At 63.2% G+C, this 13074-nt stretch carries 14 protein-coding genes; 9 read left to right on the forward strand and 5 right to left on the reverse strand.

Features of this window, described 5'->3' with window-relative positions:
- The first annotated feature begins 11 nt into the window (after nucleotides 1-11).
- The 3 genes from J4G32_RS08460 to J4G32_RS08470 all read left to right on the forward strand — a co-directional run bounded on the left by J4G32_RS08460 (nucleotide 12) and on the right by J4G32_RS08470 (nucleotide 3849).
- The gene (locus J4G32_RS08460; protein ID WP_210485753.1) at nucleotides 12-1121 is read left to right on the forward strand and encodes an amidohydrolase family protein; all 1110 of its coding nucleotides are present in this window, start codon (nucleotides 12-14) and stop codon (nucleotides 1119-1121) included.
- 3 nt (nucleotides 1122-1124) lie between these two features.
- The gene (locus tag J4G32_RS08465; RefSeq protein ID WP_210485754.1) at nucleotides 1125-2945 is read left to right on the forward strand and encodes an ABC transporter ATP-binding protein; all 1821 of its coding nucleotides are present in this window, start codon (nucleotides 1125-1127) and stop codon (nucleotides 2943-2945) included.
- A 70-nt stretch (nucleotides 2946-3015) separates the two neighbouring features.
- Complete coding sequence (locus J4G32_RS08470; RefSeq protein ID WP_210485755.1) at nucleotides 3016-3849, forward strand: IclR family transcriptional regulator; 834 nt, start codon at nucleotides 3016-3018, stop codon at nucleotides 3847-3849.
- A gap of 39 nt (nucleotides 3850-3888) precedes the next feature.
- On the opposite strand, the gene J4G32_RS08475 is transcribed toward J4G32_RS08470, so the two are convergent.
- Entirely contained in the window at nucleotides 3889-4461 is a 573-nt protein-coding gene (locus tag J4G32_RS08475) for a hypothetical protein (protein WP_210485756.1), read from the reverse strand.
- Between the two features lie 86 nt (nucleotides 4462-4547).
- The gene (locus tag J4G32_RS08480; protein ID WP_210485757.1) at nucleotides 4548-5159 is read right to left on the reverse strand and encodes a hypothetical protein; all 612 of its coding nucleotides are present in this window, start codon (nucleotides 5157-5159) and stop codon (nucleotides 4548-4550) included.
- A 143-nt stretch (nucleotides 5160-5302) separates the two neighbouring features.
- Between J4G32_RS08480 and J4G32_RS08485 the strand changes: the two genes are divergently transcribed.
- Nucleotides 5303-5533: a hypothetical protein gene (locus J4G32_RS08485; protein ID WP_246504922.1), complete on the forward strand. Its 231-nt coding sequence runs from the start codon at nucleotides 5303-5305 to the stop codon at nucleotides 5531-5533.
- Between the two features lie 37 nt (nucleotides 5534-5570).
- On the opposite strand, the gene J4G32_RS08490 is transcribed toward J4G32_RS08485, so the two are convergent.
- Complete coding sequence (locus J4G32_RS08490; protein WP_210485758.1) at nucleotides 5571-5876, reverse strand: hypothetical protein; 306 nt, start codon at nucleotides 5874-5876, stop codon at nucleotides 5571-5573.
- A 163-nt stretch (nucleotides 5877-6039) separates the two neighbouring features.
- Here J4G32_RS08490 and J4G32_RS08495 point away from each other — a divergent pair, with 163 nt between their 5' ends.
- Together J4G32_RS08495 and J4G32_RS08500 are read left to right on the forward strand one after the other, a co-directional pair.
- Nucleotides 6040-6690 carry a YoaK family protein gene (locus J4G32_RS08495; protein WP_210485759.1) on the forward strand — a complete coding sequence of 217 codons (651 nt, stop codon included), beginning with the start codon at nucleotides 6040-6042 and terminating at the stop codon, nucleotides 6688-6690.
- A gap of 48 nt (nucleotides 6691-6738) precedes the next feature.
- Nucleotides 6739-6930: a YegP family protein gene (locus J4G32_RS08500; RefSeq protein ID WP_210485760.1), complete on the forward strand. Its 192-nt coding sequence runs from the start codon at nucleotides 6739-6741 to the stop codon at nucleotides 6928-6930.
- 9 nt (nucleotides 6931-6939) lie between these two features.
- Here J4G32_RS08500 and J4G32_RS08505 read toward each other — a convergent pair whose 3' ends face one another.
- Nucleotides 6940-8472: a UxaA family hydrolase gene (locus J4G32_RS08505; protein WP_210485761.1), complete on the reverse strand. Its 1533-nt coding sequence runs from the start codon at nucleotides 8470-8472 to the stop codon at nucleotides 6940-6942.
- A gap of 24 nt (nucleotides 8473-8496) precedes the next feature.
- Complete coding sequence (locus J4G32_RS08510) at nucleotides 8497-9177, reverse strand: GntR family transcriptional regulator (protein ID WP_246504923.1); 681 nt, start codon at nucleotides 9175-9177, stop codon at nucleotides 8497-8499.
- A 160-nt stretch (nucleotides 9178-9337) separates the two neighbouring features.
- On the opposite strand from J4G32_RS08510, the gene uxaC reads away from it, so the two are divergent.
- From uxaC to J4G32_RS08525, 3 genes are read left to right on the forward strand one after another with little or no spacing between them, the layout of a single operon-like run.
- Nucleotides 9338-10741: a glucuronate isomerase gene (gene uxaC, locus J4G32_RS08515; RefSeq protein ID WP_210485764.1), complete on the forward strand. Its 1404-nt coding sequence runs from the start codon at nucleotides 9338-9340 to the stop codon at nucleotides 10739-10741.
- 51 nt (nucleotides 10742-10792) lie between these two features.
- The gene (locus J4G32_RS08520; protein WP_210485766.1) at nucleotides 10793-11977 is read left to right on the forward strand and encodes an ABC transporter substrate-binding protein; all 1185 of its coding nucleotides are present in this window, start codon (nucleotides 10793-10795) and stop codon (nucleotides 11975-11977) included.
- Nucleotides 11978-11992: 15 nt separating this feature from the next.
- Nucleotides 11993-13069, forward strand: a complete 1077-nt coding sequence (locus J4G32_RS08525) for an ABC transporter ATP-binding protein (RefSeq protein ID WP_210485768.1) — start codon at nucleotides 11993-11995, stop codon at nucleotides 13067-13069.
- Nucleotides 13070-13074 lie beyond the last annotated feature (5 nt).

A 13074-nucleotide genomic window follows, 5' to 3' on the forward strand; every position in this document is an offset into this window, starting at 1 on the left:
GGAGACAGACCTTGACCTTCGGTATCGTCGATATCCATTGCCACATCTTTCCGCCGCTTGCGGGCGCGTCGGGCTTTCCGGACGTCGAGACCCATCGCCTGCATCAGCAGCGTTCGATGCATGTGCACGGCAACCAGCCATATCGTCGGCTGAAGGACGATTCCGTCATCCAGAATCGCCCGCTCTGGAACGCCGAGGATCCATCGGAGGCCGGCCGCAACGCGAATGCAGGGTTCAAGGTCGGCCGGTGTGGCCGCTTCGAATGGTCTGCGGACGGCGAGGATGGGTATGTGCAGTTTCTGCCGCCCTATATGGCCGACATGTCAGCGCCGGCCGAGATCATCGTGCGGCAGATGGATTATGCCGGCATCGCTACCGCCGTTCTCCAGAATGAGCACATCTACGGCAATCTGGCGGAGGATTTTGCAAGCGCCCGGGCTCAGTATCCGGGTCGGTTCATCGGGCTCGCGCAGGTGGAGGAAAGCTTTGCCGACCGGGATGCCGAATTGGCGCGCGTCGCCGACGAACTCGACAGGCTCGACATGGCTGGGCTCTACTACACCACCACAGGCCTCTTCCGCGACGGCTACCGGAGGCTGCCTGACGATCCGTCCTTCGGCCCGCTCTGGCGCGAGATGGCACGACGCGACGTTCCGATCTTCTGGGTCCATTCGGCGAAGTCGCCGATCGGCACCTACGAGGACGAGATGCGCCATCTCGCCCGCATCGTGGAGCGACACCCGACACTTCGGCACGTGCTCGTGCACGGCATCCCAACCGCGCTCTACGCGCGCGAGGACGGAACGCTCGATCTGCCGGACGTTCTCACGCGACTGCTGACAGAGGGGCCGGTCTCGGCGGAAATTCTGTATCCGATCGGATGGGGCGGCCGCATGGCCTATCCGTATACGGCGGTTCTCCCGCATGTGCGGCAACTCGTGGAAACGTTCGGGGCCGATCGCTTCATGTGGGGCTCCGACATGCCCAATGTTGAGCGCTACTGCACCTATCGCCAGAGCCTGGCCTATCTCTGGGACCACGCTGATTTTCTCAACGAGCAGGAGCGACGCCTGATTTTTCGCGACAACGCCCTGCGGCTTTTCTCGCCGACGGACCTCTGAGGGATGACAACCCCCGTCCTCTCCGTGACAGACCTGACCACGTCCTTCCTGCTGGAAGGAACATGGCGTCCGGTGGTGCGCAACGTGTCGTTCGACATCATGCCCAAGGAAACGGTGGCGGTCGTGGGCGAGTCCGGGTCGGGCAAGAGCATGACCGCCCTGTCGATCATGCGGCTGCTTCCGAGTGCGAACAGTCGCATCTCCGGACAGATCACCCTGGCCGGTCGGGACCTGCTGGCCCTGTCGGAGCCGCAGATGCAGGCGGTTCGTGGCAACGACGTCGCGATGATCTTCCAGGAGCCGATGACGAGCCTCAACCCGGCCATGACGATCGGGACGCAGATCGCCGAAGCGCTGATGTGGCATAAGCCGCTCCAGCGTGCCGAGGCCGAGGCGGAGACGCTCCGTCTGCTGGAGCGTGTGCGAATTCCCGCCGCGAAGGCGCGCTTCGGGGAGTATCCCCATCGCTTCTCGGGCGGCATGCGTCAGCGGGTGATGATCGCCATGGCGCTCGCGTGTCGGCCCTCGCTGCTGATTGCGGACGAGCCGACAACGGCGCTCGACGTCACGATTCAGGCGCAGATCCTCGCCCTCATCAAGGAATTGCAGGATGAGGAGGACATGTCCGTTCTCTTCATTACCCATGACATGGGTGTGGTGGCCGAAATCGCCGACCGCACGGTGGTGATGTTGAAGGGCGAGGCGGTCGAGACGGGGCCGACCGAGCGCATCTTTCGCGTGCCGGAGCACCCCTACACGCGGGCTCTGTTGGCCGCAGTTCCGCAACTGGGAAGCATGACGGGTCACGCACGACCGATGCGGTTTCCCGTCGTCGATCCGGCGACCGGCGGATCCGACACGCCCGAGGAGACGTCCGACACGGTCTCGCCTCTGGGAAGCCCGGTCCTGGAGGTTGCGCACCTGACCACGCGCTTCGACATCCGCTCCGGCATGATGAGCCGGCTGACCGGGCGCGTGCACGCGGTCGAGAATGTGTCGTTCAGCGTTCAGCCGGGCGAAACCCTCGCGCTGGTCGGCGAATCCGGGTGCGGGAAGTCGACGATCGGTCGGTCGATCGTGCGGCTCGTGGAAGCCGACAGCGGATCTGTTCTCGTCGATGGTGAGGATATCCTGCGCCAGAAGGGGCGGGCGCTGCACGCCATGCGCCAGCGCGTTCAGATGATCTTTCAGGACCCCTTCGCGAGCCTCAACCCGCGGATGAGAGTGGGCGATGCGATCGCGGAGCCGCTGCTGCAGAACGGTCTCGCAGATGCCGCGGGCGCGCGGGCGCGCGCTGCGGATCTGCTCGAACGGGTTGGTCTTCCGCCAGAGATGTCGCGGCGCTATCCGCACGAATTTTCCGGAGGGCAGCGACAGCGCATCTGCATTGCCCGTGCCCTTGCCCTGCAGCCCAATGTGATCATTGCCGACGAATCGGTCTCCGCGCTTGATGCGTCCATCAAGGCACAAGTGATCAACCTCATGCTCGACCTGCAAGAGAGCCTCAAGCTTGCCTATCTGTTCATTTCGCACGACATGGCTGTTGTCGAGCGCGTCAGTCACCGTGTCGCCGTGATGTTTCTGGGCGAAATCGTGGAGATCGGGCCACGCGAGGCGATTTTCGGCAATCCCCAGCACCCGTATACCCGCAAGCTTCTCGCCGCCGTTCCGGTTCCGGATCCTGCCCGTCAAGGGAGGCGGCGGGCATTGAACAACGATGAGATCGCAAGTCCGGTCCGGACGCTGAATTATGTCCCTCCGCTGCGCCAATACCGCAATGTGTCACCGGGCCACCTGGTGAGCATGGCCGGTGACGGCGCATGATGGGTCGTGCCATAATGGAGGGCTTGAGAACGCCCCTGTTCATCACGATGACCGCGGTCGGAGGGACGCTATGAACCAGGTCGAAAGACTAGGCCAACGCCTGATTGAACCGCACGCGCTCGACGAGGATGCCGGTTCGAAGAAGCGCGCGCGAGTCAGCGGCATCGAGCGCGCCATCCAGATCCTCGATCATCTGCAGGCCATCGGCCGGGCGACGACCGCCTACGATATCGCGCGTGCGGTCGGTGCTCCCCTCTCGACGATCTACACCATCGTCGACGATCTGGTGGCGCGGGCGATTCTCAGCCGCGACGCGGACAACAATGTCTGGCTGGGTCACAAGCTGTTCCATTACGGCCTCGCTTACGCCCGTGAACTGGACGTGATGACGGTGGCCGTTCACGAGATGAACATGTTGGCCCAGGAGGTCGGCGAGACCGTTCAGATATGCGGCCGTGACGGGGACATGATGGTCGTGCAGGCGATGACCGAGGGCGCAGGCCATTTCAGCGTCACGTCCCGCGTCGGCACACGCATTCCGCTCAACTGGACGGCCTCCGGCCGCTTGCTGGTCGCGCGGCTCAGCGAGGCCGAGCGCGTGGCCCTTTTTCGCCGCAGCGCCAAGGCGTCGCCGACGGGGCGTGCGATCACTGATCCGGAGATTCTGGCCGCGCAGTCACGGGAGGCCGTCGCAAGCGGCATATCGATTCAATCGGGCGAGTCCGATTATGCGGTGGCCTGCATCGCCGCCCCGGTGCGTCGGGACGACGGCGAATGCGTGGTGACCATCTCGATCGTGCTGCCTGAATTCAAGGTGCGGGATGAGCCCGAGCGCTTCGTTCCGGCAGTCCGCAACGCCGCGCGAAGCATCGAGAAAAGGCTCGGCTGGCAGTCCGGTGACTGACGCGCCTTATATCCAACGATAGGCGCGTGCAGTTGCTCTCTAGCCGCCGGCCTTCGGCTTTTCCGTCACCTCATAGGTGCAGACGAACGAGGTCGCGGCGATTCGATAGGTGTCCGTCTCGTTGGCCGGGTCCTGAACGATCGCATCGCCCGGCTTTGCGACCATCGCCTCGCCCCATGGCGCCTTGAACGTATAGGGGCCTTCGGACGGTCCGAGGATCACGAAACGCATGGGAGTGCCCAGCGGCTTGAAGCTTCGCCAGCCCTGCGCGTCTCCTTCGCTCTGCGCCGCACTATAGCGCTTGGGAAATGCCGCCGCCTTGACAAGATATTGTTCGTTGCCGGATTCGGGGCAGCGGTTGCGCACCACCATATCGCCGGCCTCCGCGGGCTTGCTCTTTGTCTCGACGCCTTCGCTGCGGATGATGGTGACGACGACTTCGCCCAGGTCAGCAGGCTTGGCATCCACCGGCTTTGTCTTCTGAGCGAGACCAACCCGGCCCGCGCTCATGGCCGTTGCCATCAGGCCCTTGACGTCGAAATCCTGTGCGCAGGCGGCGGAGACCCCGAGGCTGACCAAGACAAGGGAGACGGAAGCAAGCAGATGGCGCATGAAATCCTCAATGCCAGAGTGGATGCGCCCACGCTACCGCGTTCATTGACAAAGATGAAGGCAGCGAATCACTCTGGCAACCTGTGCTACATCGGCGGCGCGACCCCTTTGGTACCGACCACCACCCGGCCGGCGCTCAGCTTGCCGGCGTCGTCCCTCTGCGCCGAGATGAAGATTGGTGCGCCCGGAACCATGTCGGTCTTCTGCGCGGGCGCAAAGGTAACGATCGGGGTTCCATCGGGAATGACGACCGTCTTCTCGTTGCCTTTGTAGGACAGAACAAGCTTCTGACCGTCCACGCCAGTGACCGCGTTTGCGACCGTGGCGTTCGTCATCGTGCTGTTGGGAGCAAGATCCCAGGCGAAGCTGCCTTCGCCCGTCCCCTTCATCGCAGCCGGGAAGATCAGCACCTCGAGCGCTTCGGCGCCGTTGTCGCCTTTCGGCACGGAGGCGGTGCCGATATAATCGCCGGGCTTGATGTCCGACATCGCAGCTTTGGCGACGCTTGAGACCGTCCAGTCGGAATTGAGGGCGATCGACAGGGCAGGGCCCTCGCGGGACTTCACCAGGAGCACAGAGCCATCGAGGCTCTCGATGGTGCCTCGGACCCGTTGCGTTTCTGCCGACAATGCCGCTGCCGGCAAACCTGCCAACGTGCAGAAAACAAGGGCAGCAGCTGTCTTCGATGTCGTCCACATGGCTTTGATCCTTGATGATCCGTCAGATTATAGAGAGGCTGCCGGGCGAGGACAGGTCCAGAAGGCCGGCCCCACCCTGAGCCTCGACATTGTGATTTCGGCTAGGATCGAAGGCCGGGCTGGCGTAAGGAAAGCTCGGGCATATGGGCGCCCTTGCAAAGTGGGAGTTCACGGTGATCGGTTGGGTCCTACGCGTGCTCATGATCGGCGCGAGCGCATTGACGGGGTGGGTTATGGCGAAGGACGCGCCGCTTTTTGGCGTCGTCCAGATCCTGGTGACCCTCGGCCTCATGGCGATGATCGTCGCAGTCGTGGCGTTTTGGCCCGCACACTTTTCCGAACGCCTGTCGCGTCTCTTCGGCAGGGTGCGCTAGCCGACCGACACCGTTTGTCGGCCGGCTCTCCTGTTATTTAGGAGGGTGAGGGTTTGTTGCGCATTCCCTCATGAGCCGTCGTGGTTTCCGGATAGGAATGTTTCGGGCTGCGCTTTTTCATTTCGAGCGCGCGCCGGGCATTTGCCTTATTGGCGAGCCGCGCCTGATGACGCCGCTCCTCCTCGGCTTTGGCCGACATGCGATCATAGATCAACCAGCCGACACCGCAGCCCACCAGTCCAGCGATCACCAGCGCACCAGCCGTGTAAGTGCCGATGCGGGAGTCGCGCCTGAAATGCGCTTCGACTTCCGGGGCGTAGTAACTTTCGTGATCCTTGGCCATCATTGGTCCTTCTTCGAGCTCGGCAGTTGCCGCTGGCCGATCAACGACCGGAGACCGTTCGCGTTCCGGCCGACGCTGGAAACACGGTCACGCACCTCGCGCATCGGGAGACGATGTGCCAAGCTTGGCCGGATTATTGCTTCAGGAGAGATATCCGGCGCCCATGATCGGTTATTCGAAGGCCCATATCACCCTGGCCCTGATGCTTGCCGGGCTCGCAGGTTTCGTGGACGGGATGGGATTCATCCACCTCGGCGGCCTGTTCGTGTCCTTCATGAGCGGCAACTCCACCCGGCTCGGCGTCAGCCTCGCGCAGGGGGAATGGCATGACGCTGCGAGAGGGGTGATGATCATCCTGCTATTTGTAGTCGGGGCGGCGGCGGGCGCCCTTGTCGCCCATGATGGCCGCCCCTCCCGCCGCCCGATCCTCCTTCTGACCGAAGGGTGCCTGCTCGGCGGCGCAGCGCTGGCGAACCTTCTGGGCGTGTCCGCTATCAGCGTCGGCGCGATGGTGATTGCGATGGGGATGGAGAATGCCATCTTTCAGAAGAAGGGCGAGCCCGGCATCGGGCTGACCTACATGACCGGCGCCCTTGTCCGCGTCGGCCACCGGTTGGCCGCAGCACTTCGGGGCGGCGACGGCTCCGGATGGGGGCCGAGTCTGGGCCTGTGGGCGTCGCTATGCTTCGGCGCCCTGCTCGGCGCGCATTCCTACGCGGCCATTGGCCTTGATGCGCTATGGATACCGTCCGCGGTAGCCTTTGCCCTGGCGATCTTCGTCTTTCGAACGGATGGTCGAGAGCCACAGCCGTAACCAAACACCTGTTCGAACGTTAGATCCGGGTCGCCACAGGAGCATCCCATGCGTTTTGAGCTTTACCGTGATTCTACCGGGGAATGGAGATGGCGGCTTCGGGTCCAGAACGGGCAGGTGATTGCAGAATCCGGCGAGGGTTACGTCCGTCGCCAGGATTGCGAGCACGGCATCGATCTGGTCAAGCAATCCACCTCCGCACCCCTCGTCGACATGACGACGAAGATCGCCGGCGGGTAGGTCGGTTGACTACATTGTGGCGCCGACCTGCCAGGGGATGAACTCGGCGTCGCCGTAACCCAAATCCTCCGATTTGGTGCGTTGACCGGACGCGACAGCCAGAATCGTCTTGAAAATCTCGGCACCCTTGGCTTCCAGCGACACCCCGTCGAGGATATCGCCGCAATTGATGTCCATGTCGTCGATCATCCGACGGTAGATGTCGCTGTTCGTGGCAATCTTGATGGAGGGCGTCGGTTTGCAGCCATAGGCCGACCCCCGGCCGGTCGTGAAACACAGCACATTGGCGCCGCCAGCGACCTGACCGGTCGCAGCGACCGGGTCGTAGCCCGGCGTGTCCATATACACGAAGCCCTTGGCCGTGACGGGCTCGGCATATTCATAGACGCCACGCAGGGTCGTGGTGCCGCCCTTGGCGGCTGCGCCAAGCGATTTCTCGAGAATGGTGGTGAGGCCGCCGGCCTTGTTGCCGGGGGACGGATTGTTGTTCATCTCGCCCCGGTTGCGCGCCGTGTAATCTTTCCACCAGGCGATCCGCTCCACGAGCTTTTCGCCGATTTCGCGAGTGGCGGCGCGACGGGTGAGGAGGTGCTCAGCCCCGTAGATTTCGGGTGTTTCCGAGAGAATCGCGGTGCCGCCGTTGCGAACCAGGGTGTCGACGGCAACCCCCAGAGCGGGGTTGCCGGTGATGCCCGAATAGCCGTCCGACCCACCGCATTGCAGGGCGAGCATAATTTCCGAGGCCGAAACGGTCTCACGGCGCGCCCGGTCGGCGGCGGGCAGCATCTCCCGGATGACATCGAGGCCGGCCGCGACCGTCTTGCGGGTGCCGCCGACATCCTGGATCGTCATGGTGCGGAACGTATCGCTCTCCACCAGGCCATAAGCTTCTTTCCATCGGCCGATCTGGAAGACTTCGCAGCCCAGCCCCACCATCAGCACGCCGGCCATATTCGGGTTGGCCGCATAGCCCCACTGGGTGCGCTTGAGGATGTCGTAACCCTCGCCCTTGTTGTCCATGGCACAACCAGTGCCGTGGACGAGGGGAATGACTCCGTCCACGTGCGGGTAGGCATCGAGCAGGCCCGACCGCTCCACCTCGCGGGCGATGAACCGGGCGACCGAGGCCGAGCAGTTCACACTCGTGAGGATGGCCAGATAGTTGCGCGTGCCGACCTTGCCGTTCGCCCGCCTGAATCCTTCAAACGTCGCCTGTTCGGCCACAGGCAGGATGGATTCCGGCTCGGCCGCTTCGGCAAACCGATAGTCGCGGGCGAAATCATGCAGGACGACGTTATGCTCGTGCAGCCAATCCCCGGGACCAATGGCCGTGGCGGCAAATCCGATGATCTGTCCGAATTTCAGGATCGGCTCACCTTCCGCGATGGGCGCAATCGCCATCTTGTGGCCGCGGGGGATGCGGGCTGCGGCCGAGACGCCGTTCACCCTTGCTCCGGGATCAATGGGATCGACCGCAACCACGAGATTGTCGCGGTCATGAAGGCGAACCGTTCGCGGGGCGAGGTTGGGTTTATCGAGCATGGTCGATCCCTTTCGTGAGCGCCGTCATGCGCTTAACGCCTGCTGCGCATCGTCGAGCACGGGCTCGAACAGTTCCGGATATTTTTCGGCCATCTCAGGCAGTGAGAGCAGGATTTCGCTCAGGTGACGCTGCATGGCATTCACCGCCTCCACCGCATCACGGGCCTTGATCGCGTCCACGATGGTCACGTGCTGCGCAATCACGCGCGAGCGCTGGGAGCCCTGTGCCATGTCGAGGAAACGCACCCTGTCCATCTGGGGTTTGACGTCCTCGATCATATCCCATGCGGCGGGGCGTCCGGCGCATTCGGCAAGCAGGCGGTGAAATTCCTCATCGAGGGCCAGGAACTCCGACGTGGTGAGCGTGCGCATCGCCCGTTTCTGCCTCGCGATGCTGTCCGTCAGTCCGGCAAGCAGCAGGGGCGTCGATTTCAGAGCCGCCTCCCGCACAACCGCGCATTCCACCGCTTCGCGGATAAAGCGCGCATCCTCGACCGCGGCCCGCGAGATCTTGACGACCAGTGTGCCGCGCTGGGGCAGCACCCGCACGAGGCCCGATTGACTGAGCTTGATGAAGGCCTCGCGCACAGGTGAGCGACTCACCCCGAACCGCTGCGCCAGATCCTGTTCCGACAGCATCTCGCCGGGAGACAGTTGCATGGAGACGATTGCCTGCCGCAAAGCCACGGCCACACGCCGCGCCATCGGTTGGCTGCTTTCCTCGAGCTTTGCGAGAGGGTTCTCAGACATTAGTGGTACGCTACCATACTAGTAGACCATTGCAAAGCGATCCGGCCCATCATAAGGTGACGACAACTGGCAAGTAAGCCGGCCGCGAGAAGCCGTCTGCCCTGGGAGACACGTCATGCTGGTCCACGAGGATCGGCTATTTCCTTCCGACCCGTCGAGCCGCGCGATTGCGCGCAACCTCTATGCGGCGGTCAAGGATTTGCCGATCGTTTCACCTCACGGTCATACCGATCCCCGCTGGTACGCGGACAATGAGGCTTTTCCGGACCCGGCGACGCTTTTCGTGGTGCCCGACCATTACGTGACACGGATGCTCTACAGCCAGGGACACCGGCTGGAGGATCTCGGTGTATCTCCTAAAGCAGCAGGTCTTCATCCCTCAGATCCACGCGCGATCTGGCGGATTTTCGCGGCGAATTATCACCTCTTCCGGGGCACCCCGACCCGCACCTGGCTTGACCATACCTTCTCGACGCTTTTCGGCTTCGAAGAGCGCCTCTCGGCCGATACGGCCGACGCCTATTACGACCGGATCGACGCCGCCCTGCGAACCCCCGCGTTCCGTCCGCGCGCGCTCTTTGAACGGTTCGGCATCGAGGTGATCGCCACGACGGAGAGCCCGCTCGATCCGTTGAAACACCATGACAAGATCCGGAGTTCCGGGTGGGGCGGGCGCGTCATCACCGCCTACCGGCCCGATCCCGTCATCGATCCCGAATTCGAGGGCTTCCGCGAAAACCTGGTTCGTCTTGGCGAACTGACCGGCTGCGACACGGGCACATGGGGTGGCTATCTCGAGGCTCACCGCAACCGTCGGGCCTTTTTTCGCCAGCACGGGGCCACCTCGACGGATCATGGGCATCCCACCGCCCGCACCGCGGATCTGTCACAAGCCGATGCCGAAGCCCTGTTTCGGCGCGTGTCCAGTGACACTGCAAGCGCCGCCGACGCCGAATTGTTTCGCGCCCAGCTGCTGACCGAAATGGCCGCCATGAGCATCGAGGACGGGATGGTCATGCAGATCCATCCGGGCTCCTTCCGCAATCACAATGCGGATCTCTACCGGGCCTTCGGGCGCGACATGGGTGCCGACATTCCCACGCGGACCGACTATGTTGGTGCACTGAAGCCGCTGCTCGACCGCTTCGGCAACGACCGCCGGCTTTCGATCATTCTGTTCACGCTCGACGAGACAGCCTATTCCCGCGAGCTTGCGCCGCTTGCGGGCCACTACCCGGCTCTCCGGCTCGGTCCCGCCTGGTGGTTCTTCGATGCGCCGGAGGGGATGCGGCGGTTTCGCGAACTCACCACTGAGACGGCCGGATTCTACAACACGGTCGGTTTCAACGACGATACACGGGCCTATCTGTCCATTCCGGCGCGTCACGACATGGCGCGGCGGGTGGATTGCGCGTTCCTCGCCAATCTCGTCACCAGCCATCGTCTTGAAGAAGATGAGGCGCACGAGGTGGCGCACGATCTCGCCTATCGCCTTGCTAAAGACGCCTACAAACTGTGACGCCCGACCGTAAGGGTCGGTAACGTCGCTCAAAACGGGAGGAGAACGATCATGAAGACAGTGACCAGACGGACTTTCGTCGGCGGTGTTGCCGGCGCAGCGGGCGTGGCCGCATTCGGCGGCCCAAGCTTCGCACAGCTTGCGCTCCCAAAGGAGCCGATTGCGCTCAGCGTCATCGACGTCGCGGGCAATCTTGCCCTGACGCAGAAGGCGATCGAAAACTATCGCAAGGCGAAGCCCAATCTCGTCTCGCGGATCACCTTCACCAAGGCGCCTGCGCCCGAGCTCGCCGGCAAGATCAAGGCCCAGCAGGATGCAGGTCGCGTCGATATCGATCTCGTGCTGACAGGAACGGACGCACTCTCGGCCGGTCTCGACCAGAAGCTTTGGGTCGATCTGCTCGGCACCCACGCAGCCGCGTTGCCGAAGCTCGACGACATCTATCTGCCCGCGGCCGCCAAGATGCAGGCGCTGGCGAAGGGGCAGGGGGTCGTGGTGACCTACTACCCGTCCGGTCCGCTGCTCGAATACATGCCTGACCGCGTGAAGACCCCGCCGACGACGGCCGAGGAACTTCTGGCCTGGACCAAGGCCAATCCGAACCGCCTGATCTATGCCCGCCCGGCCAATTCCGGCCCCGGTCGGACCTTCATCATGGGCCTTCCCTATATTCTCGGCGACAGCAATCCGCAGGATCCAGCAAAGGGCTGGGACAAGACCTGGGCTTACCTGAAAGCGCTTGGCGAGAACATCGAGTACTATCCCTCGGGCACCGGTGCTGTCATGAAGGAGCTGGGCGAGGGCTCGCGCGACATGACCGTCTCGACCACCGGGTGGGACATCAACCCGCGCGTTCTCGGCGTCGTTCCGAAGGAAGCCAAGGTCGCGGCACTGAAAGGCTTCCATTGGGTCGCCGATGCGCACTACATGTGCGTGCCCAAAGGCCTTCCGAACGAGAAGATGGCCGTTCTGCTCGATCTGATGAGTTTCCTGCTCACCAAAGAGCAGCAGGCCTACACCTACGATGAGGGCTATTTCTATCCGGGACCGGCCGTGAAGGGCGTCACGCTCGACATGGCGCCGGCCGAGAGCCAGGCCGCCATCAAGGAATTCGGGCGTCCCGAATACGAGAAGCTGATTGCCGACAACCCGATCGAAGTTCCGCTGCAGCCTGACCAGATGGTGATCGCATTCCGCATGTGGGATGAGCAGGTCGGCGGCGCGAAACGCAAGTAAGAGTAAGGACCCGCGATGCCAATCGCTCTCTCGAAGTTCGACGAAGTGCGGCTCGACCATGTCAGCCGCGATTTCGGATCGCTCAACGCTTTGCGCGATGTGAGCCTGACGATCAAGCGGGGCGAATTCATCGCCCTGCTCGGGCCGTCCGGCTGCGGAAAGTCGACGACGCTCAACTGCATCGCGGGCCTTCTTCCCGTTACCGGCGGGTCGATCTGGCTCGACAAGACCCGGGTCGATACGCTCAAGCCGGAAGAACGCGGGTTCGGGATGGTGTTCCAGAACTACGCGCTCTTCCCCCATCTGAACGTTCGGCAGAATATCGGTTTCGGTCTCAAGATGCGCAACACGCCGCGCGTCGAGATGGAGCGCAAGATCGACGAGGCCGTAGCCCTCGTTCGGTTGAAAGGTCAGGAACACAAGCTTCCGGGGCAACTCTCGGGTGGACAGCAGCAGCGCGTGGCGATTGCGCGCGCCATCGTCATCGAGCCGCCGCTGGTGCTGATGGACGAACCGCTCTCGAACCTCGATGCGAAGCTCCGCCTTGAAATGCGCGCCGAAATTCGCCGCATTCACAATGAGCTCGGCGCCACCACGATCTACGTGACGCACGATCAGGATGAGGCGTTGTCGCTGGCTGACCGCATCGTGGTCCTGCGCGATGGCGTGATCCGGCAGGTCGGCACGCCGAAGGAACTCTACGAGGCGCCGGCCCATCTCGACGTCGCCGATTTCATGGGCTTCCGCAACAAGCTGAAGGGCAAGGTCATCGCCAATGACGGGGATGGCCGCGCGGTTATCGATGTCGAGGGCGCGACGTTTCGCGGCGTGACGCGGCAGGCCCTGCCGATCGGTGCTGCGGCGTTCGTTGCGATCCGCCCGGACGACCTGATGCTGGGCGAGCCCGGCATCAACGCTCTCAAGGCGACCGTCGAGACTATCGAATACCGGGGCCGCGAATTCGTCGGCACCGCCCGTTCGGCTCAAGGGGCGGATTTCGTGTTTCGCTCTCATCATTCCATCGCGCCAGGCGGCAGCATTCACCTCACAGCGTCAGATGACCGCGTGCTGGTCTTTGCAGACCAGGCGTAGGGGGC

It is taken from the genome of Microvirga antarctica, from assembly GCF_017921815.1.
GTDB lineage: Bacteria > Pseudomonadota > Alphaproteobacteria > Rhizobiales > Beijerinckiaceae > Microvirga > Microvirga antarctica.

Excerpts from the sequence above, each read along its gene's own strand:
- J4G32_RS08465 (WP_210485754.1), top strand. The coding sequence starts at position 1,125 with ATGACAACCCCCGTCCTCTCCGTGACAGACCTGACCACGTCCTTCCTG.
- J4G32_RS08470 (WP_210485755.1), top strand. The coding sequence starts at position 3,016 with ATGAACCAGGTCGAAAGACTAGGCCAACGCCTGATTGAACCGCACGCG.
- J4G32_RS08475 (WP_210485756.1), bottom strand. The coding sequence starts at position 4,461 with ATGCGCCATCTGCTTGCTTCCGTCTCCCTTGTCTTGGTCAGCCTCGGG.
- J4G32_RS08480 (WP_210485757.1), bottom strand. The coding sequence starts at position 5,159 with ATGTGGACGACATCGAAGACAGCTGCTGCCCTTGTTTTCTGCACGTTG.
- J4G32_RS08485 (WP_246504922.1), top strand. The coding sequence starts at position 5,303 with ATGGGCGCCCTTGCAAAGTGGGAGTTCACGGTGATCGGTTGGGTCCTA.
- J4G32_RS08490 (WP_210485758.1), bottom strand. The coding sequence starts at position 5,876 with ATGGCCAAGGATCACGAAAGTTACTACGCCCCGGAAGTCGAAGCGCAT.
- J4G32_RS08495 (WP_210485759.1), top strand. The coding sequence starts at position 6,040 with ATGATCGGTTATTCGAAGGCCCATATCACCCTGGCCCTGATGCTTGCC.
- J4G32_RS08500 (WP_210485760.1), top strand. The coding sequence starts at position 6,739 with ATGCGTTTTGAGCTTTACCGTGATTCTACCGGGGAATGGAGATGGCGG.
- J4G32_RS08505 (WP_210485761.1), bottom strand. The coding sequence starts at position 8,472 with ATGCTCGATAAACCCAACCTCGCCCCGCGAACGGTTCGCCTTCATGAC.
- J4G32_RS08510 (WP_246504923.1), bottom strand. The coding sequence starts at position 9,177 with ATGGCGCGGCGTGTGGCCGTGGCTTTGCGGCAGGCAATCGTCTCCATG.
- uxaC (WP_210485764.1), top strand. The coding sequence starts at position 9,338 with ATGCTGGTCCACGAGGATCGGCTATTTCCTTCCGACCCGTCGAGCCGC.
- J4G32_RS08520 (WP_210485766.1), top strand. The coding sequence starts at position 10,793 with ATGAAGACAGTGACCAGACGGACTTTCGTCGGCGGTGTTGCCGGCGCA.
- J4G32_RS08525 (WP_210485768.1), top strand. The coding sequence starts at position 11,993 with ATGCCAATCGCTCTCTCGAAGTTCGACGAAGTGCGGCTCGACCATGTC.